This is a genomic window from Sutcliffiella sp. NPDC057660 (genome assembly GCF_042800035.1).
GTDB lineage: Bacteria > Bacillota > Bacilli > Bacillales > Bacillaceae_I > Sutcliffiella_A.
In genome coordinates this window covers 47813-67149 of the sequence record NZ_JBHVHV010000024.1, presented here as the reverse complement: position 1 = coordinate 67149, position 19337 = coordinate 47813, and the positions used below count along the sequence as shown (strand labels likewise).

Sequence of the window (19337 nt, the reverse complement as noted above, 5' to 3'; positions counted from 1 at the left end):
TTTTTCTTTTTCATACTTTTCACCCTGAGAGTTATATAAGAACATTATAAGAACAGTTATCCACAATTTAAAGGGGTTTATAATTTCCTAAACAACAAAAAAAAGCCACCTGCCGCAATTTTTGCGACAGGTGGCTCCATATAAAGTAATTAGTTTACATCCTTCTCGAAATTAGGCGCATGCAATCCAGCCTTTTCGAATGTTGCTCCGATCTTCTCGTGGAATGCTGCAAATGCCGCTTCCATTTCTGTGAGGTCTGCATCAGGCTTTAATGTAGCCGCTCGCTCCTCGAAATAAAGTGCAAGCAATTCAACGGATTCCTTCATATCTCCCTGAAGCTCTTTGCTTAAGTCGGAAGGGATCTCCAGTCCGCGAAGCTCATTTGCAATAAGTTTGCTTGAGGATACCGCTTGTTCCTGCAACGCTGCATCCTGGGATTGTTCATATGCTGTCACAGCCTCCAAATTTTTTCGGATGGTATGGATCATTTCCATTTGAAGTCCGACTAATGCTGTAATCTGCTTGCTATCGTTATCGTTATCAGAAGCTGCACTTGCTTCCGTTTCTTTTGATTCAGTTTTATTTTCAGTGTTGCATCCTGCCAAAACAGCGATGCTAAGTAAAGCTGTCAATAGTATGCTCATCCATTTTTTCATTGTATAGGTTCTCCTTTATTGTCAAACTTAGTACGGTACATAGTTTACTTCTTTTCTAAATGGATGTATAGGGAATTTGCGAAAGAAAGACTATTTCGCCAATATATAATTTTCTTAAAATAACACTTTTTACAAGTAAATATACTTTATTAAATTTAGATGAATGTTATATTTTTTACTTGCATTGTGATGGGACATCTCTTACAATAGAAAAATGCAAACGGTTGCACTAAAGTTGCATTAAAATTACACAAAAATGAATTCGTTTTCAAGTTTTATATACTACTAATGAAGAAAGAAGGCTGTTAATATGAAGAACTTTTTGTCTTTCGACTTTTGGCAAAAATTCGGGAAAGCGTTACTAGTCGTAGTCGCAGTTATGCCAGCTGCTGGTATTATGATTTCCCTTGGCAAGTTGGTTGGCATGACGGGTGGAGACATCGTAATTGTGCAAACGATTGCAAGAGTGATGGAGGATATCGGTTGGGCCATCATTACCAATCTGCATATCCTATTCGCTGTAGCGATCGGTGGATCCTGGGCGAAGGAACGTGCTGGCGGTGCGTTCGCTGCATTGATTGCATTCGTATTGATCAACCGTATTACCGGAGCAATTTTTGGGGTAAATAATGATATGCTTGCCGATCCGGAAGCGACTTTCACGTCACTATTCGGTCAGGAATTGATTGTAGGAGATTATTTCACTTCTGTTCTTGGTGCACCTGCTTTGAACATGGGAGTATTCGTCGGGATCATTGCCGGTTTCCTCGGCGCAAACCTATTCAATAAATTTTATAACTATAGTAAATTACCTGATTCATTATCCTTCTTTAACGGAAAACGTTTCGTACCATTCATCGTTATTGTCGGATCTGTCGTTGCGGCAATCGTATTATCTCTTGTATGGCCGTTCATTCAAGGCTTGCTGAATGACTTTGGCCGTTGGATCGCTACTTCCCGTGACACGGCTCCAATTATTGCACCATTCATTTTCGGTGCATTAGAGCGTCTTTTATTGCCATTTGGATTGCACCATATGTTAACGGTACCAATGAACTATACCGCGCTTGGTGGAGCATATACGATTGCGACCGGCGGCAGTGCCGGCCAGGTCGTATATGGACAAGATCCACTATGGCTTGCTTGGATTGCGGATTTGAATAACTATCTATCTGCCGGGGATAAAGAGTCCTATGAAGCACTATTAAAAGAAGTCGTTCCTGCGCGTTTCAAAGTGGGGCAAATGATTCTTTCCTGCGCAGCATTAATCGGTATTGCGTATGCGATGTACCGCAATGTGGACAAGGACAAGCGCAAAAAGTACAAGTCCATGTTCTTCTCTGCAGGTCTTGCAGTATTTCTGACTGGTGTTACAGAGCCGATTGAATTTATGTTCATGTTTGCCGCTCCATTGCTTTATGTGGTGTATGCGATCATGACGGGACTTGCCTTCGCGATTGTGGATGTGATCGACATCCGTGTCCATGCCTTTGGTGTGATCGAGCTTTTGACTCGTACTCCTATGATTGTAAAAGCTGGCCTTTGGCTCGACCTTGTTAACTTTGTGATTGCTTGTCTTGTATTCTTCGGATTGAACTTTGCAGTAGCGAACTTCCTGATCAAGAAATTCAATTTCCCAACACCTGGCCGCAACGGGAACTATATCGAGCAGGAGGAAGGCGCTGGCGGTTCAGCTGCAACTGTCTCGAATGACTCTTTGGCACCTGCGATCATCGAATTATTAGGCGGAGCAAGCAATATTGACGATGTGGATGCATGTATGACCCGCCTCCGTGTAACAGTGAAAGACCGTGAACTTGTAGCTGGCGAAGCGAAATGGAAAGAAAATGGTGCACTTGGCCTAATTGTTAAAGACAAAGGCGTCCAGGCCATCTACGGACCAAAAGCCGATGTCATCAAATCGGATATTCAAGATTTGTTAGGAGCGTAATAGGATGAACCTACTAACCTTAAACTGTCACTCCTGGCAGGAAGAGAATCAAATGGAGAAAATTCAGCATCTCGCCCAAACCATCAAGGAAAAAGCATACGATGTCATTGCTCTTCAGGAGGTTAGTCAGAGCATCGATGCGCCCCTCATTCGCGATAATATAAAAGAAAACAACTTCGGCCTTGTGCTGCAGCAGGAGCTTGCGAAGCTTGGAGTCCCGGACTATCAACTTGTCTGGGATTTCGCCCATATGGGATATGACACGTATGAAGAAGGGCTGGCAATCCTGACCAGGCTTCCAATTATAGCGTCGCATTCCTTCTTTGTTTCCAAGGGTGAGGATACGGACTATTGGAAAACCCGGAAGATTGTTGGCGTGACGGTGGAAAATGGTGAAAGTGAGCTTTCCTTCTATACCTGTCACCTAGGCTGGTGGACGGATGAAGAGGAGCCTGCCCACTATCAGATCGAGAGGCTACTTGATGCGGTAAAAGCTGGCACAACGCCGTACTTCTTGATGGGAGACTTCAATAACAGTGCCCATATCAAAGGAGAAGGCTATGAGCTACTTACAGTAGAGCATGGGTTGTATGACACCTACCTGCTTGCTTCGGAGAAGGATTCCGGCATCACAGTGCGCGGCAAAATTGCCGGCTGGGATGAGAACAAGCAGGATCTCCGGATCGACCTTATCCTGGCAAGTGAGCAAGTTGACGTTGACTCGTCCCTCGTGGTGTTTAACGGGGAAAATAAAGATGTCGTGTCCGATCACTTTGGTGTGGAGGTACACGTTCGTTTATAAAGTTTTTAAAGGAGCCATCCGTTATACGACGGATGGCTTCTTTTTGTAAGCTGTTCAGGGTATCCTGTTTTTTTAAAAAAGTTCAATAGAATGCAAAAAATGTTCGATAGAACCGTAAAAAGATTCGATAGAATGCCAAAAAAGTTCAATAGAACGAGAAAAAAGTTCGATAGCACTCAAAAAATGTTCGATAGACACTAGTATACGCACCGCCAACTTAAAAAAACACGACCAGCGCTCTTTTCGCCAGTCGTATCCTGCCAAACTACCTATTTCGCTTCCGCAATCGCTTCTATTTCCGCCTGAATCTTCTTCGTCCACTCATCCACTACGCTATAGTCCATTGTCTTGACGTAGATTGCTTCCAGTTTCTCATGCCAGGTCTTGGCTTCGCCCAGCTTGCCGATTGCCGCCTGCATAGATTCCGTGTAACGGGCCTTGACGACCTGGATTTCTTTCTCGTAGCGCTCGTCAGTCCCGCTTCTGATGGTTATTTCGTACATATCGATGATCGAATCGCCTTCCCGCTCAGGAAAATATTCGTGTGGTGCCGTGCTGTCAAAAATGGCGAATCCAAGCTCGCGGCAGATGATCATATCCAAACTGTAGGGATCAAAGCCGCAATGATATACTTCCACGTCAAAGCCTCTCTCTTCTGCTGCTTTGGCCAGCTTTTTCAGCATGGTCGACTTTCCAGAACCGGGACGTCCTTTAATGAAGTACCTGTTCGTCAGACCCTCAGTCAGGTTTGGCACACAGTCCCTTGCGCCTTCTGGTGTGGCTGCACCGAGGAACCGGTGGCGGACATCAGCTTTTTTATCCAGGCTCTTCCCTTCAAATAGGGAATCTATCAGGGAGAGGGTAAGCTCATTCGCCGCTTCAAAATTCATATTATGGATATAATAGCGCTCCCAGTCATCATGGACCTTCAAGGCTCTGGCAAACGTTTGATAGGCTGCCAGATAGGCCTGCTTCTTTTTCTGGGCCAGCTCCACAATTTGGGTCCTATACTCTTTTAGGAAACTGGAATTCCAGGCTTCCCCTAAATTGACATATTCCTCAATGGCACCTGGTGCTTTCGGTTCGATGACATGCGGTGCCGTTCCATCTACAATGCCAATACCGAGCTCCCTGATGATGAGGCCATCGACCGATTTTGTATCTGATGAGCAATGCAGCAATTCGATATCATAGCCTTTTTCGTTCCATGCATTGCCGATTTTTTTGATAAGCGAGGATTTCCCTGTACCGGGACCGCCCTTCAGGATGAAAATCCGGTCCAGACCCTCTATGTTTGATTCATATAAACTGTAAAATCCACGTGCCGTATTGCCGCCAGCGTAATAATTCAACACTTTCCCTGCCAAAAATAACACCCCTTCATTGGTAGGATAATTGACATAAATCTATCCTTTTTACCATATGCAGGGGATAAGAAATAGGTGATTGCCTAATACATGTGACTCAATATTATAATAATTGAGGTTCATTAGTTGTGTTTCGGAGAACCCGGTGGATAATAATAAGGCGGAACTTTGATCCAACCACGTTTACGCATTAAAGTTTTTAACGTGGTTCCAAATGTCACCCAATCGGAGAAAAATCCAAGCCACATCATACCCACATCATTACGTATGGAGTTAGCCTGACCTACTGCTGAGGCTTGCATACATAAAACTAGCTTAAAGGCAATCCCGTTGGTAATTTCATCATCGGTCAATTTGACACCTAAAGGAATTTCCATAGAATTGGATTGAGGCTTAGCGGAAGTGACATCCGGTAATGGTATTCCTTCCTTTATCATAAATTTACTCAGTTTTTGTACCTGATCTTTACATAAAGCAATAACATCCACCAACATCTCCTTGACCTCATCGTCGGTGGTTGTATTCAATCCAATTTCCTCATAACGTATGAATTCTTCCATCATCGTGATATATTTCCAACAATCTCCGACTTCTATGACGTGTAGGGGTGTGTGCGGTTCATTGACATTATCTACTGCAATCTTCAAGGTATTCCATACTGCTTCAAATGGATTAGGCATTTTTTCACCTCCTCCCCTTAGTATCCACAAACATTTTCGAAAAAATGTAAATTTAACTTTTGCATTGTCGATTGCGAGGGATATGGAGGTTTAAAAAATGTGAAAAGCACAGCAACATCTGAAGAAAGATGGCGCTGTGCTTGTTCTAAGCTTAATACTTATGTCAATATTTATATAATCCGCCGTCCGTTCTGCGCAAGGGCAAAATGGATGCCATGCTGCAGTGACTGGAAGAAATCAAAATGATTCAGGTCTATATCAGACTTTGTAATTTCCATGCTCAGTTGTGGGGATATTCCAACCAGGATGGTCTTGATTCCAAGCAGTTCCGCTGCTGACCCCAGCTTTTCGATCATGCTTGCCGTGTAGGAGGTCAAATTCTGATCAATGCCTGTCAGATCAAGGACCAGGTAGCTCGCCTTATGTTTCGGCAGATCGTACAGGGTCTTTATTATCAGCTCATCTGCCCGTTCTTCATCATACTTTCCTAGAAGTGGGACGACCACAATTCCTTCGAGGACCGGTATGATCGGTGAGGAAATGGTTTGGATAAGCTCCTTTAGTTCTTTTGTTTTCTCCCGGACCAAGCCTTCGAGCTTCGCGATCTGCTCCGCTTCTTTCCTGCGTGCAAGGCCATGGATGTTTTCTGCCACATTTACTTCCTGAGGGAAATACTCAATGATGGAGTATTCATGCCCTTCAATTTGGGACTGGATGACCTTGTACCAAATTTCCGTTTTGAAAAGGCCTGTAAAGATACCGGCGTAGTGTGCAGCCAGGAAGATGCCGCCTTTCTTTTTTCCTTGGGCTTTGTTTATTTTGTATTCCCAATCATCCTTTAAATGAACGGTAAGACTGTAGATCTCCACATCCAGATTGTGAATATAGGCTTTTCCCCAACCAGCGGAGGCATACGTATTTGTTATTAAGCCTGCAATTTTCTCGATGCTGATATCTGTCATGTTTTCGAAATATTTTCCAACAACCGCTCCTTGGCGATAGCCTGTTGATTCCATTACAAGACAGGTGGATTCTGCTCCCGATACCTCTTCAATGGTATCGAAAAATGTTTTCATTGCCGAGGATATCCAAAAAAGGACAGAGTCTTCCCCTTCAAAGAGGAATACCCCCTTATCCAGATCCCATTCAAACTGAAGCCCCTTTATGTTCAATTTATGTTGATCGCTCATTAAACCATTCCTTTGTAGTTTATGAATCTATTATAAACTATCTTTTTCGGAACATTAAATGATATGTTATTACCAAAAAAGGAGTAGCGCCTCTATCAGCAGCCACTCCTCTCCTATTTTATTTTAATTTCAATTTAGCCAGGGCATCAGCAAGCGCTGTATTGACCGGCTCGTCCTGGTTCTGTTTCTTCAAATATTGATTCACATCACGCTTGGACGCCTTTTGAGAGTCGTTTTTCTTGCGGCGCTCCTGGAAGGTGCTCAATTTTTCACGATGGCCGCAGACGCAGGCAAACATCTGGCCTTCCCCTTCGCCTCTCAACTCCAGCTTCTTCCGGCATTTCGGACATCTTGCATTCGTCACTTTCGAGACATTCTTGCGATGGCCGCATTCACGGTCCTGACAGACGAGCATTTTGCCTTTTTTGCCGTTCACCTCAAGCATCGGCTTGTCGCAATCCGGGCAACGTTTGCCTGTGATGTTGTCATGCCTGAATTTCTCCGCGCTGTTTTTCACTTCATAGACGATTTCCTTCGCATAGGCCTTCATTTCGTTGATGAAATCCGCTTTTTTCAGCTTCCCTTTGGCAATCAGGCCAAGCTTCTGCTCCCATTCTGCAGTCAAGGCTGGTGATTTCAGGTCCTCCGGCACCAGATTCAGCAACTGTCTTCCTTTGGAGGTAATATGGAGACCCTTCCCCCTCTTTTCCATGAGGAAGCTATTGAAAAGCTTCTCGATGATATCCGCTCTGGTTGCTACCGTTCCGATGCCACCTGTTTCCCCGATCGTTCTGATCAGCTCGCGGTCGGACTGCTCCATATATTTCACCGGATTTTCCATGGCCGAAAGCAGGGTCCCTTCGTTAAAAGGCTCCGGCGGCTTTGTTTTGCCTGTGGTGATTTCCACTTTCCTGATGGACAGGGAGTCCCCTTTATTCAAGCTTGGCAACAGCTGGTCGGTATAGCCATCGCTGCCATCTTCCTGCTCCTCAAGGGATCCGAACACTTCTTTCCACCCTTGGGAGATGACAGTTTTCCCTTTTGCCACAAACTGCTCCGAACCAAGTGTGGCTGTTACGGTCGTCTGCTCATAGATGAATGGCGGCATCAATACTGCAAGGAAGCGTTTCACAATCAGGTCATAGATTTTGTATTCCTTATCAGAAAGCTTGCTTAGGAGCACCGTTTCCTCCGTCGGGATGATGGCGTGGTGATCCGTTACTTTCTCATTGTTAACAAACGATTTGCTGCCTTTGATTGGCTTGGATAAAATTTTTGAAGCAACCGATTTATAGGAATGGGCACGAACAGCTTCTACCCTCTCCTTTAATGTGTCGACCATGTCTGTAGAAATGAAACGGGAATCCGTTCTAGGATAGGTGACAATTTTATATTGCTCATACAGGCGCTGCAGGATGGACAAGGTTTCTTTGGCAGAGTAGCCGAAGATCCTGTTTGCATCACGCTGCAATTCGGTCAGGTCATAGAGTGCCGGGGCATAGCTTTTCTTTTCCGCTTTTGATATCTCTGTTATGGTGCCTTGCTTATTTTTCACCTGTCCATAAAGTCGTTCGATTTCACTTTTGTTAAAATTGCGTCGTTCCTTTGTTTTCGCATCCTGCCATACGAGCTGGAAGCCTTTCTCTGTAAGTGCCTTCATGCCGTAGTATTCCTTTGGCACAAAGCTCTGTATTTCCTCTTCCCTTTTTGCAATCATCGCTAGTGTCGGGGTCTGTACTCTACCGCATGACAGCTGCGCATTGTATTTGGTAGTAAGGGCGCGGGTGGCATTCATTCCGACCACCCAATCCGCCTCAGCACGCGCCACTGCCGAGTAATAGAGGTTTTCGTATTCCTTCCCATTACGAAGGCGTGAAAAGCCCTCCTTGATGGCCTTATCGGTTACAGAGGAGATCCAGAGACGCTTGATCGGCTTTTGGATGCGGGCCTTTTCCAGGATCCAGCGGGCAACAAGCTCCCCTTCACGCCCTGCATCTGTTGCAATGACGATCTCTTTTACATCTTTTCTTGTCAACTGCGCTTTGACCGCATTGTATTGCTTGCCTGTCTGTTTGATGACAACCAGCTTCGTTTCGTTCGGCAGCATCGGAAGGTCCTCGAGCTTCCATGCTTTGAATTTGGCATCATAGGCTTCAGGGTCCGCCAGTGTTACCAGATGGCCGAGTGCCCAAGTAACGATGTAATGGTCTCCCTCCAGGTACCCGTTCCCTTTTTTTCCGCATTTCAATACGCGTGCTATATCTCTTGCTACAGATGGCTTTTCTGCAAGTACTACTGTTTTTGACATATAATACAAATCCCTTCGTTTCTTTTTCCTTCCATCATCTTGGCATAATGTTTGGAGCTAGTCAAAAAAAGAAGAGAAGACCAGATGGCCCTCTCCTACTAGCTTCTATTTCTTTTCTGGAAGCTTTTTCAGTTCCGCGACCGCCTCTTCCAAGCTGCCGATCGGAATCAGCTTGATGGCCAGGCCTTCTTCTTTTACCGTCTGTTTTGCAATCTCTTCATTGTTGCCATAATCATTGTCTTCTGGTACAAGGAAATATTCATAGCCGGCGAGATCTGCTCCGATGACCTTCTGTTTGACTCCTCCGATCGGACCTACGAATCCGTCCATCTCGATTGTCCCAGTTCCCGCTACCTTGTTGCCTTTGAGCAGCGACTCTTCTGTCATCTTTTCAATCAGGGTCAAAGTCAGCATCAAGCCTGCACTCGGTCCACCGATCTCTTCAATGTTGAACGCGATTCGTTCATCCTCCACCAGCTCAAAGACCTCTTCCACATACATACCCAGGAAAGTATTGTTGTAATAGTCGCGTTCCGGATAGGTGCGAACCTCGATGTCTTTCCGTTCTCCATCCCTCATAACCGTCAATACTGTCTTTTCATCCGGTTCCTTCGCCAGGATCAGTTGATCGAGCTGTTCATAGGATTCGAGCTCCATCCCATCGACTCCTAATAGAATATCTGTTACCTCAATCTCATTCTTATATTTCCAATCAGGCTCGAGATAGGCCGGATAGAATCCAATCAAATTGAGTTCCGGTATTTCTTCCATATATTCTCTTGCTTTGTATTCCGCCTTGATTTTGGACTGGACCATCATCATTTCATATTGATAATGAAGATCCTCCACGTCGATATCCAGCTCCTCTGTGGCAGCAGGTTCAATATCTACTCCCTCTTCGAACAGCAACCCAAGAAGAAGAAAGGGCCATACCACGTTTTCAAGCGAGGATACATAGGTCATCCCTATTTCTCCATCCAGCTCATAGCCGTCCTCATACTCGACAAGTTCATCCAGCATAATCGGTTCATCGGCAAATAATACATCGTATCCTGTAGGGATAAATGCCGATCCCACGAAAAGTAATGAGGCTAAAACGATTCCCAATGCAATTCTTTTTTCTCTCATCTAGCAAGGACCCCTTCTCTTCCAATTTTCTCTATTTTCTATTTTATATGAAGTGGAGAGGGAATAGTTCAAAAAAATAACGATAATAGGAAGAAACTTCTCTTTTCCTTTCCTTGCAGAATTTAGTATGATGAAAAGTAGATATTTTTAGAGATAGGATGGATACGAGCATGAGTTTATTAAGCATAGATGGATTGAGCCACAGTTTTGGCGACCGCATGTTATTCAAGGATGTATCCCTGCGCCTTCTTGCAGGTGAGCATGTAGGATTGGTTGGCGCGAACGGGGTTGGTAAATCCACGTTAATGAATATTATAACTGGGGAAATAGTGTACGATACAGGCCGTGTGGAATGGACACCAAGTGTTCATTATGGCTATTTGGATCAGCATACGGTCCTGACACCAGGAAAGACGATCCGCGACGTACTGCGTGATGCGTTCCTTCCACTTTATGAAAAAGAAAAAGAATTAAACGAAATTACGGACAAAATGGGCACAGCAACTCCTGAGGAATTGGAAGAGCTTTTGGAACAGATGGGGGAAATTCAGGACCATCTGGATGCCGGCGGCTTTTATAATCTCGATATCAAGGTGGAGGAAGCAGCCCGAGGACTTGGCTTGGATGCAATCGGACTTGACCGTGACGTTGCTGCCCTTAGCGGCGGACAGCGTACAAAGGTTCTTTTGGCGAAGCTGTTATTGGAGCAGCCTCAAGTATTGCTGCTGGATGAGCCGACTAACTATCTGGATGTCGAGCATATCCGCTGGTTAAGCTCTTATCTGAAGGAATATCCTCACGCATTCCTATTAATCTCCCATGATACGGAGTTTATGAATGGCGTCGTCGATGTCATCTTCCATCTGGAGTTTTCAAAATTGACCCGCTACACGGCTTCCTACGAGAAATTCCTGGAGCTCGCGGAATTGAATAAAAACCAGCATATCAACGCGTACGAAAAGCAGAAGGAATTCATCAAGAAGCAAGAGGACTTCATTGCGAAAAATAAAGCGCGCTACTCCACGACAGGCCGTGCGAAAAGCCGTCAGAAGCAGCTGGACCGCATGGAGCGTATCGATCGTCCGGAAACTTCCGCGAAGCCGACCTTCGAATTCAAGGAATCCCGTGCCAGCAGCCGTTATGTGGTGGAAGCAAAGGATCTCGAAATCGGATACTCTGATCCACTATTGCCGAAGCTTACGATGGAAATTGAACGCGGCGATAAGATTGCCATTGTCGGATGCAACGGGGTCGGTAAATCCACTCTCTTAAAAACGATATTGGGTAAAATAGATCCGCTTGGCGGGTCCGTTGTTCGTGGGGATTTCCTATTCCCTTCCTATTTCGAGCAAGAGGTAAAAGCGAAAGACCTTACACCGATCGATGATGTATGGAATGAGTTCCCTGCATTAGATCAGCACCAGGTCCGTGCCGTGCTGGCGCGCTGCGGTCTGAAGAACGAACACATCTCCCGCCCACTAAGCCAATTGAGCGGTGGCGAGCAGGCGAAGGTCCGCCTTTGCAAGCTGATGATGCATGAGAGCAACTGGCTCCTGTTTGACGAGCCGACCAACCACTTGGATGTAGTAGCAAAAGAAGAGCTCAAACGTGCCATCAAAGCATACAAAGGCACCATCCTTCTTGTCTGCCACGAACCTAGCTTCTATGAGGATTGGGTAACCAAGGTATGGAACGTCGAGGAATGGGCGGAACAGAAATAATTATTGATACAGGCTGTCCGAAAAGTCATGCTAGAGATGACTTTCGGATAGCTTTTTTATTGCGAACTTTTTTCTTGTCGAATTATGTCGTAAAATGCGTTTTATTGATATCCGGTTCCCGCCTATATGTTTGGACACGAATCTATTTAGGTTTCCTTAGATAATGCATTCTCCAGTCAAAATTTAGTGAGGATCACTACCGTCCCTCACCACTAATGCTCATCATTCATCTACAACGGCTTCGTATGATTCTAAATATTTTAAAAAATTAGTGAAACAATCAATTATATAAAATAAAATGTATGTATTACTTAATTTTTTGGGAGCCGATGCAATGAGCGAGATAGATAAAAGAAACCGATTATCCGAAGAACCATTCACTTATCAAATAACAAAAAAAGGAATAGTATTCATCCATTACGAAGGTAAACAAATAAAAATTGTAAAGGATAAAGAAGCCGAACGTCTTATAGCAAAAATTCAAGAAGTTGAAGATAATATGACAGAGGTACAGTTATTGTTAGCTAAAATCACTGGAAACTTTAAACGTGGTAACGAAAAACTTGGCAAAAACAAAAAGTGAAAAACACCTTACAGTCCGAGAAAGGTAACAAAAAAACGAAGGCAGCCACCTTCGTTTTTTCCTTGCCTATTTTAATGGCTTTGGATTATAGCTCGATCCCGTCCAGTCTGTAAGTTCGCAGATTGCTTCCCAGAGCTTTGGATAGAACTCGAATTTCGCTCCACGCTCCAGAGCCTGAGCGGGAATCCCCTTCAGGCTCTTCGTATTCAGGCCGATCATCCTGCGGACAAGCTGGATATGGTGCTGGCGGAACGTCTGGAAATTCTCATCAAATGCAGTCAGCTCCTGCATCAAAATAAACAGCTCCAGGTTAGCGCCTGCATTCTTGTGCAGTTCAAGCGGAGTCAGGCCTTTCTCATTCAATAGATCTTCAAACGGCTGCCAAAGTGTCGGTCCCAGCTTCAAAATGTGATTGAATCCCGGTGAATCCTGGCCGCTCCCTCTGCCAAGTGCGAGGCGGATTGTATGGTAATCTCTTGGACTGATCACTTTTACCATATCAAATACGGGCGGGAGATGCTTCAGGTGCATATTGACCCGCTGCAGCTGCTGGGCAGCGTGAACCGTTTCTTTTGCTTTCATATTGGCGTCAGCGAGGTTAATATATTGGATAATCAGCTTGAAATGAAGCTCGGCGATCTGATGGATCATCTGAAACGTCAGTTCATCCTCGCAGCAGAGCTCCTGATCCCCCTTTTGCAGGCTTAGCAGCTCTTCTGTACGAATATATTTCTCATAATCGGATATCTTTTTCTCTTCCATTTTTTCTCCTCCTGCTCCCGAATGAAATGGAAAGACTAACGGCTAACGACTACGTTCCACTTTTTCAGACTTTTATGTAAACCCTTACATCCTATGTTACGCATTGGCCCAAACCACTGTCAACTAAGATTCTATTCTCCCTGCAGGCTTTTATGCATCCATATCGCCGCTTGTACCCCGTCCCCCATGGCAATTGCCACCTGTTCGGAATGTGCGACAATGTCACCTGCCGCCCACACATGCTTTACGTTCGTCATTTTCGTTCTAGGATCAACCTGGATATGCCGATTTTTTTCAAGCGCCACTCCCAATTGTGCTGCAAGATCCGTGTTGACGACATTACCTCCAAGTGCGAGAAAACCATGTGAGGCCTTAATGTTCAGACCATCTTCACCTGTGATGCTCTCCAACTGCGCTCCGTTACAAACAACGGAGACAATCTTTTCATCGATGACAGCAATCATTCTATTTTGTAATTGTTCAAGAAGCTTCTGTTGGATAGGAGACTTTCCGTGGTTTATATAGGTAATATCCTGCGACCAGTGCGTTAAAGCCAGTGCCATATTTGCTCCAGCATCTCCTGATCCTATGACCACCGCCGGTTTATCCCTGACTTCATATCCATCACAATCCGGACATACAAAGATGCTGATACCCAAACATGGGATGAGCCCTGGCAGAATGGGGATATGGTCTCTTACTCCTGTTGCGAACAGGAGGCGCCTGGCTGAAAAGGAGCGTGACTGCTCTGTAGTTGCCCGAAAGCTCCCATCCACTTCTGCCACCCCTGTCACACGATCTTTTATAAAAAGGACGCCATATCCCTCCGCCTGCTGCCTTCCAAGTCCCCTCAGTGTTTCTCCGTCCACTCCATCCGGCCAGCCAAGGAGGTTATGGTAGCAACGGCATAGATTCGATCTTCCATTATCCGAATCAATCAAGATCACCTTGTACTGATACCTGCCCAATTGAATGGCAGCCTGCAGCCCCGCAATACCTCCACCGATAATCATGCAATCGTAGAGCATCAACTATACCTCCTCCGACTTTATTCACTAGTATTGTTTGTCAGTTCGGAATGAATTATCAATCCTGCACGTCGCAGCATTTCAGAAAAAAATTTAATAAAGCATGTTTCACTTTTTGTGAAGCGGGTATTTTTATTACATAACCAAGGAGGCGATAGAACATGAAACCAACCTATAAAGAATTTCAAAATGATGAACAAGTAGTAGGAGCCGTACAGGAGCTAAAAGCGCAAGGTGTTCATGAAAATGACATCTTTGTTATCACACATGATGATGACCGCACAAAGCGAGTAGCTGACAACGCGGATGCTAACACAGTTGGCGCTCTCGATGTTGGATTAGATACTTATGTGAAGAATGTTTTCCGCAGCAAAGGCGATGAGCTTCGTGCTCAATTCGAGGAACTTGGATTCACTTCCGGTGAAGCGGAGCAGCTTGAAGAAAAGCTGGATCATGGAAAAGTCATTCTGGTTGTGAAAGACGCGACTGCAAGCCGTACTTTTTAAGTAATCCTAGAATCTCCTTAGTAATAAGAAAATAGTAAACTCCCCCCTTATATATAGAAAGAGGATGGTCCTATGGCCGTCCTCTTTTGTTGTTACATAATTTCATACAATTTTTCCACGTCTCGCAATTCCCTTTTTAAATAAAAATAGTCATTACTGCTTGCACAATATCTGTACTCCCGCTTCCATTCCTCCTGATGGCGAATGATGAGCCTGAGGGCGTCTACAAAATCGTATATCTCTGCATTGTTCATGGTGGGATGCATCGAAAACCTGATCCACCCCGGTTTGCCTGTGTGGTCCCCTTCAGAGATTTTATCGGTGATGGCTTTGGACGCCGCTTCATCGATGTCAAATAAATAATGCCCATAGGTTCCTGCGCAGGAACAGCCCCCTCTTACCTGGAAGCCGAAGCGATCATTCAACAGTTTTACCACGAGATTGTAGTGAATATCGCTTATATAAAAAGAAACGATGCCGATCCGGTTCTTTTTTTCGGCTTCAAGAACGTGCACTTCCGGTAAGTCAGACAGTTCACCAAGCAGGAGCTTTACCATTTCATGTTCCCGTGCAACTATTCGCTCGACACCCATCTTCTCCTTGAGCCGGATGCAAAGCGCCGTGCGGATTGCCTGCAGGATACCCGGTGTACCGCCGTCCTCCCGCGTTTCAATATCATCATAATACGCATGCCCGCCCCAAGGATCCGTCCAAGTGACCGTCCCTCCACCCGGATGGTCCGGCACCTTGTTGTGATAAAGCTTTTTATCAAAAAGCAGTACCCCGCTCGTGCCCGGCCCGCCTAAGAATTTATGAGGAGAGAACAGGATGGCATCCAGCTTCTCCAAGGGGTCCAAAGGGTGCATATCCATGTAAATATAGGGGGCAGCAGCTGCAAAGTCCACCACACAAACGCCTCCGAACTGATGCATGACCTTCGCCAATTCATGGTAAGGTGTTACGATCCCTGTCACATTCGAGCAGGAGGTAAAAGAACCGATTTTCCATTTTCGATGCCGGTACTGTTCCAACATTTTTTCCAGATTCCGCGGACTGACATTTCCACCCTTATCCGGCGGTACGACTATCACCTCCGCCAACGTCTCCTGCCAGGAGGTGTGGTTGGAATGATGCTCCATATGCGTGATAAATACAACAGGTCGATCTTCTTTTCGCAAATTGATCTGAGCCTTCCATGTTTCCGGTCCGCGCAGCCCCAGTATTCTTTGGAATTTATTCATCACACTCGTCATCCCGAACCCGTCCATGATGAGCACATCCTCCTCACTCGCATGGACATGCTGTTTAATGATGGTCCGCGCTTTTTTATAGGCTGCCGTCATAAAAGAGCTCGTAGCATTGGACTCTGTATGGGTATTAGCCATGAATGGACCGATTTTCTCCACGATCCTTTTTTCTATCGGTTCATATAACCTGCCGCTTGCCGTCCAATCTGCATATATGATTTCCTTTTCCCCTATTGGTGTTTTCACCTTGTGCCCGTTTCCGATAATTCCTGTTCTGAATGAGGAGAAATAAGTTTCCAGCTCTCCCTCATATTCCCTCCATTTGCTACCGATTCTAGCTGTTATCATCGATACTCCACCTTATCCTCACTCTTTTTTCACCCATTATATGTAAGTACGAGCAGTAAGGGACCTTTCAAAGGTTATCGGTTATTTCTCTTTCTCCCAGCTTTCGTGTTACAATTGAAACAGAAGCTATCTCTCAATACAGGTACAAACCATTGGAGGGAATAAAATGACGAAAATGACGTCCATTACCATTCAACACGATAAGCACTCCTTACTCCTCAAGCCCACCGGCCTATACATGTACCAAGGCTTTCAAGTCCTGGAAGCGCAAGACACCAACCAAACAGACTGCTATTACTTGTTTTTCCATAAAACCGCCTATTTGACTGGTAAACATACCACCAAGATAAAAAGAAGCTCCAGACTAAGCTCCATCCTGCAAAAAGGCATCTACCTGCAACCAACCCATCCATTCGTATCCTATCTGCTCACACATAACCGAATAAACACCTTCCCAACTCTGAATCCGCTATGGGAAAAAATTCAGAAGAAGCACTCTCCACTTGAAGCAGCTAACATACTGACCATTTTCGACTCCTATATAAAAAAGGAAAAAATCATAAAAGCAATCAAGGAGCTTGCCCTCCAGCTGCGACGTGAAGGACAGCTTTTCCACACCTATCAAATGCTGCACCTGCTTTCTGACTTGTACCCTTCCCACAAATGGGCAATTGAAATGTCCAAGAACCTGCAGTATCAGTCCTACCAATCACTCTACCAGTCAAGCCTTGAAACACTTGCTGTAAAAGACCCCTTATATGCCGAGCAATACTGCTATGAACGTCTCGAGGATAAGACAAGGCTCGCAACCCTTCATCAGCTTTTGAAAAAGGAGGGGCGCATCATGGAACTGCTCTGCATGTATGCACACTCTCTGATTCATGACTCCCCCACCGATGATCTCAATTACAAGCAATTAGCAGCCCTATTCACCGCGAACCCTACCCTTGAAGGGAAAACGGATTATCTTGCCCATGTCGCTTCGGAGCGGTCTATTCCACACGATAGACTTTGGATAGATCTCCTTGCCTTACTAAAGGAGGAAGGACGCTATGAGGACGCCCTCCTGCTTTTAACCAAAGACAAATCTCCCATCTCCATGGAGAATTTCCCTTACCTACTGGAAATCCTGATTCATATCGACCCTTCCAAGTATGTAAATATGCTGGAGAACTTGAGCCTTCCACTTTCTGCTGAAATTTCAGCAAAACAGGCGCAGTCATTCTTCCAGGTGGTCATTCCCATCCTTCTGAAGGAAAAAGGCTTGGAGTTTACCAACCAGTGGCTAAAGCCGTACTACGATCAGTACCCTACCGTCCCGGTCCTCCTGAAAATCAAAAAAATGGCCGTCCTCAAAGACGACCCGGATCAAATGTATGCCCTTGGCGAATTGTACTACCAAATGAAGCAGCTGAACGAAGCGGTAGAATGCTTCAACTGGGAGCTTGAGCTCGACCCCACCGACACCCGCTCCATCAAATGGCTGACCAAACTCTATCTGGAGCTTGGAATGGTAGAAGAATCGAAGTCCTATCAGTATATGTATCATCATCTGCAGAAGGGGTCTTGATTGCTGGTCTAGACAGAAAAAACTCGTCAAATTGACGAGTTTTTTCATTATGTTCGCTAGTGCAGGGTCTGGCCCCGCGTGTTCGCTAGTGCAGGGTCTGGCCCCGCTAGGAGTGTACGATAAAAATGTTCCGTTCGGTATGGAAGAACATCCACACAAAATTTTTAGGGTTGCGGGGCCAGACCCTCTCGCTAATTTTAGTGTCGTTTTGGAGTTTGTTAACTTACCCCAGCACTTGGACAAACACAACCTTCAAGTAGTTTCCTTCTTTGAATTGTTTGATCGTTGCAAAGTCACTTGGCAGAGAGAATTCTTCTAGGATTCTGTATTTCTGTTTGTTGTCCTTGAAGGCCTGGTCGATAAAGCCTTTGAATTTGTCCATTCCGAAGGTGCTGCAATTGGTGGAGGCTACGATGATTCCGTCCTTTTCCGTGATGGCTATGGCGTCTGAGACCAGGCTGGTGTAGTCCTTCGCTGCACGGAATGTCACTTTTTTGGATCGTGCAAAGCTTGGGGGATCCATGATGACCATATCGTATTTTAGGCCTTTTCTTTTGGCATATTTGAAGAAATGGAATACTTCCTCCACCAGGATGGACTGCGTTTTTTCGTCTACTCCATTCACGTTGAACTGCTCGATCGTCTTTGGAAGGCTGCGATTCGCCAGGTCTACACTTGTAGTTTTGGCTGCCCCTCCAAGTGCCGCATAAACCGAGAATGCACCTGTGTAGGAGAAGGTATTCAGGACCGTCTTCCCTTTCGCATACTTGTCCCGAATCGTTTTTCTGACCTCGCGCTGATCAAGGAAAATCCCCACCATGGCGCCATCGTTCAAATAGACCGCAAAATTCACGTCATTTTCTTTAATCAAAAGAGGTACCGGCGCTTTTTCCCCTGATACAAAATCATCATCCTCGACATAGGTTCCGCCCTCAGCATTGAATCTTTTCTTTTCATAGATTCCCTTTACATCGAGTACCTCCCCGATAGCGGCGAGCACCTCTTCCTTAAAGGTGTAGATGCCTTTGCTGTACCAGTTGATCACAAGATAGCCATCAAAATACTCGATGGTGAAGCCGCCGATTCCGTCACCTTCCCCATTAAAAAGACGATAGGCTGTAGTGGAATCATCCTTCATGAGGGAATCCCTTTTACCAAGAGCCTGCTGAAGTTTCCGCACAAAAAAACGGGTATCCAATTCCTCGTTTTCATTGTTTGTGACGATCCATCCGTAGCCTTTATTCTGATTTCCGTAGTACCCTTTCCCGAGAAACTGATTGGCCTCGTCCACCAATTTCACGAGGATCCCCTCTTCCTTCAGCTCTTTGCCGTTGATGACGGCATCTTTTGTTATCAGAGGATAACCGCCTTTATACTGCTTGCTGAATTTATTTTTTACTCTTAGTGTGATTTCCTGTCGCATCCTGTCATCCATTCTTTTTTTATTTTATTCTAGTATAACTCATTTACTGTTTCGGGGTATTTTATAC

Annotated in this window: 16 protein-coding genes; 6 read left to right on the top strand and 10 right to left on the bottom strand. The window is 45.2% G+C overall.

Annotated features, from left to right (window positions below; translation table 11 throughout):
- Nucleotides 1–149: 149 nt before the first annotated feature.
- Nucleotides 150–656 carry a hypothetical protein gene (locus ACFVAD_RS22325; RefSeq protein WP_386645530.1) on the bottom strand — a complete coding sequence of 169 codons (507 nt, stop codon included), beginning with the start codon at nt 654–656 and terminating at the stop codon, nt 150–152.
- A 310-nt stretch (nt 657–966) separates the two neighbouring features.
- On the opposite strand from ACFVAD_RS22325, the gene ACFVAD_RS22320 reads away from it, so the two are divergent.
- On the top strand, nt 967–2607 hold the full coding sequence (locus ACFVAD_RS22320; RefSeq protein ID WP_386645527.1) for a PTS transporter subunit IIBC: 1641 nt from the start codon (nt 967–969) through the stop codon (nt 2605–2607).
- Nucleotides 2608–2611: 4 nt separating this feature from the next.
- On the top strand, nt 2612–3409 hold the full coding sequence (locus ACFVAD_RS22315; protein ID WP_386645524.1) for an endonuclease/exonuclease/phosphatase family protein: 798 nt from the start codon (nt 2612–2614) through the stop codon (nt 3407–3409).
- Between the two features lie 269 nt (nt 3410–3678).
- Here the strand turns inward: ACFVAD_RS22315 and ACFVAD_RS22310 are convergent, their stop codons facing one another.
- From ACFVAD_RS22310 to ACFVAD_RS22290, 5 genes are all read right to left on the bottom strand, one after another.
- Nucleotides 3679–4776: a PRK06851 family protein gene (locus tag ACFVAD_RS22310; protein ID WP_386645521.1), complete on the bottom strand. Its 1098-nt coding sequence runs from the start codon at nt 4774–4776 to the stop codon at nt 3679–3681.
- Nucleotides 4777–4898: 122 nt separating this feature from the next.
- Nucleotides 4899–5456 carry a DUF3231 family protein gene (locus ACFVAD_RS22305; protein WP_386645518.1) on the bottom strand — a complete coding sequence of 186 codons (558 nt, stop codon included), beginning with the start codon at nt 5454–5456 and terminating at the stop codon, nt 4899–4901.
- A gap of 170 nt (nt 5457–5626) precedes the next feature.
- The gene (locus ACFVAD_RS22300) at nt 5627–6646 is read right to left on the bottom strand and encodes an STAS domain-containing protein (protein WP_386645515.1); all 1020 of its coding nucleotides are present in this window, start codon (nt 6644–6646) and stop codon (nt 5627–5629) included.
- Between the two features lie 118 nt (nt 6647–6764).
- Nucleotides 6765–8954: a DNA topoisomerase III gene (locus tag ACFVAD_RS22295; protein WP_386645512.1), complete on the bottom strand. Its 2190-nt coding sequence runs from the start codon at nt 8952–8954 to the stop codon at nt 6765–6767.
- Between the two features lie 105 nt (nt 8955–9059).
- Nucleotides 9060–10082 (bottom strand): S16 family serine protease, encoded by a 1023-nt coding sequence (locus tag ACFVAD_RS22290; protein ID WP_386645509.1) that lies wholly within the window; start codon nt 10080–10082, stop codon nt 9060–9062.
- A gap of 170 nt (nt 10083–10252) precedes the next feature.
- Here ACFVAD_RS22290 and ACFVAD_RS22285 point away from each other — a divergent pair, with 170 nt between their 5' ends.
- On the top strand, nt 10253–11803 hold the full coding sequence (locus ACFVAD_RS22285; protein WP_386645506.1) for an ABC-F family ATP-binding cassette domain-containing protein: 1551 nt from the start codon (nt 10253–10255) through the stop codon (nt 11801–11803).
- 334 nt (nt 11804–12137) lie between these two features.
- Nucleotides 12138–12386, top strand: coding sequence for a hypothetical protein (locus tag ACFVAD_RS22280; protein ID WP_386645503.1), 249 nt, complete (start codon nt 12138–12140; stop codon nt 12384–12386).
- 66 nt (nt 12387–12452) lie between these two features.
- Here the strand turns inward: ACFVAD_RS22280 and ACFVAD_RS22275 are convergent, their stop codons facing one another.
- Complete coding sequence (locus tag ACFVAD_RS22275; RefSeq protein WP_386645500.1) at nt 12453–13148, bottom strand: tryptophan 2,3-dioxygenase family protein; 696 nt, start codon at nt 13146–13148, stop codon at nt 12453–12455.
- A 131-nt stretch (nt 13149–13279) separates the two neighbouring features.
- Nucleotides 13280–14176 carry an NAD(P)/FAD-dependent oxidoreductase gene (locus ACFVAD_RS22270; protein ID WP_386645497.1) on the bottom strand — a complete coding sequence of 299 codons (897 nt, stop codon included), beginning with the start codon at nt 14174–14176 and terminating at the stop codon, nt 13280–13282.
- Nucleotides 14177–14337: 161 nt separating this feature from the next.
- Between ACFVAD_RS22270 and ACFVAD_RS22265 the strand changes: the two genes are divergently transcribed.
- Nucleotides 14338–14682: a YflT domain-containing protein gene (locus ACFVAD_RS22265; RefSeq protein WP_386645494.1), complete on the top strand. Its 345-nt coding sequence runs from the start codon at nt 14338–14340 to the stop codon at nt 14680–14682.
- 92 nt (nt 14683–14774) lie between these two features.
- Here the strand turns inward: ACFVAD_RS22265 and ACFVAD_RS22260 are convergent, their stop codons facing one another.
- Nucleotides 14775–16277, bottom strand: coding sequence for an aminotransferase class V-fold PLP-dependent enzyme (locus ACFVAD_RS22260; protein ID WP_386645492.1), 1503 nt, complete (start codon nt 16275–16277; stop codon nt 14775–14777).
- A 166-nt stretch (nt 16278–16443) separates the two neighbouring features.
- On the opposite strand from ACFVAD_RS22260, the gene ACFVAD_RS22255 reads away from it, so the two are divergent.
- Nucleotides 16444–17847: a hypothetical protein gene (locus tag ACFVAD_RS22255; protein WP_386645489.1), complete on the top strand. Its 1404-nt coding sequence runs from the start codon at nt 16444–16446 to the stop codon at nt 17845–17847.
- Between the two features lie 223 nt (nt 17848–18070).
- Here the strand turns inward: ACFVAD_RS22255 and ACFVAD_RS22250 are convergent, their stop codons facing one another.
- Nucleotides 18071–19270 (bottom strand): class I SAM-dependent rRNA methyltransferase, encoded by a 1200-nt coding sequence (locus ACFVAD_RS22250; RefSeq protein WP_386645486.1) that lies wholly within the window; start codon nt 19268–19270, stop codon nt 18071–18073.
- Nucleotides 19271–19337: the final 67 nt, after the last annotated feature.

Bases quoted from the DNA above. Each gene is read 5' to 3' on its own strand.
- ACFVAD_RS22285 (WP_386645506.1), top strand. From the start codon at position 10,253: ATGAGTTTATTAAGCATAGATGGATTGAGCCACAGTTTTGGCGACCGC.
- ACFVAD_RS22260 (WP_386645492.1), bottom strand. From the start codon at position 16,277: ATGATAACAGCTAGAATCGGTAGCAAATGGAGGGAATATGAGGGAGAG.
- ACFVAD_RS22325 (WP_386645530.1), bottom strand. From the start codon at position 656: ATGAAAAAATGGATGAGCATACTATTGACAGCTTTACTTAGCATCGCT.
- ACFVAD_RS22275 (WP_386645500.1), bottom strand. From the start codon at position 13,148: ATGGAAGAGAAAAAGATATCCGATTATGAGAAATATATTCGTACAGAA.
- ACFVAD_RS22300 (WP_386645515.1), bottom strand. From the start codon at position 6,646: ATGAGCGATCAACATAAATTGAACATAAAGGGGCTTCAGTTTGAATGG.
- ACFVAD_RS22305 (WP_386645518.1), bottom strand. From the start codon at position 5,456: ATGCCTAATCCATTTGAAGCAGTATGGAATACCTTGAAGATTGCAGTA.
- ACFVAD_RS22315 (WP_386645524.1), top strand. From the start codon at position 2,612: ATGAACCTACTAACCTTAAACTGTCACTCCTGGCAGGAAGAGAATCAA.
- ACFVAD_RS22280 (WP_386645503.1), top strand. From the start codon at position 12,138: ATGAGCGAGATAGATAAAAGAAACCGATTATCCGAAGAACCATTCACT.
- ACFVAD_RS22255 (WP_386645489.1), top strand. From the start codon at position 16,444: ATGACGAAAATGACGTCCATTACCATTCAACACGATAAGCACTCCTTA.
- ACFVAD_RS22250 (WP_386645486.1), bottom strand. From the start codon at position 19,270: ATGCGACAGGAAATCACACTAAGAGTAAAAAATAAATTCAGCAAGCAG.
- ACFVAD_RS22270 (WP_386645497.1), bottom strand. From the start codon at position 14,176: ATGCTCTACGATTGCATGATTATCGGTGGAGGTATTGCGGGGCTGCAG.
- ACFVAD_RS22265 (WP_386645494.1), top strand. From the start codon at position 14,338: ATGAAACCAACCTATAAAGAATTTCAAAATGATGAACAAGTAGTAGGA.
- ACFVAD_RS22290 (WP_386645509.1), bottom strand. From the start codon at position 10,082: ATGAGAGAAAAAAGAATTGCATTGGGAATCGTTTTAGCCTCATTACTT.
- ACFVAD_RS22295 (WP_386645512.1), bottom strand. From the start codon at position 8,954: ATGTCAAAAACAGTAGTACTTGCAGAAAAGCCATCTGTAGCAAGAGAT.
- ACFVAD_RS22320 (WP_386645527.1), top strand. From the start codon at position 967: ATGAAGAACTTTTTGTCTTTCGACTTTTGGCAAAAATTCGGGAAAGCG.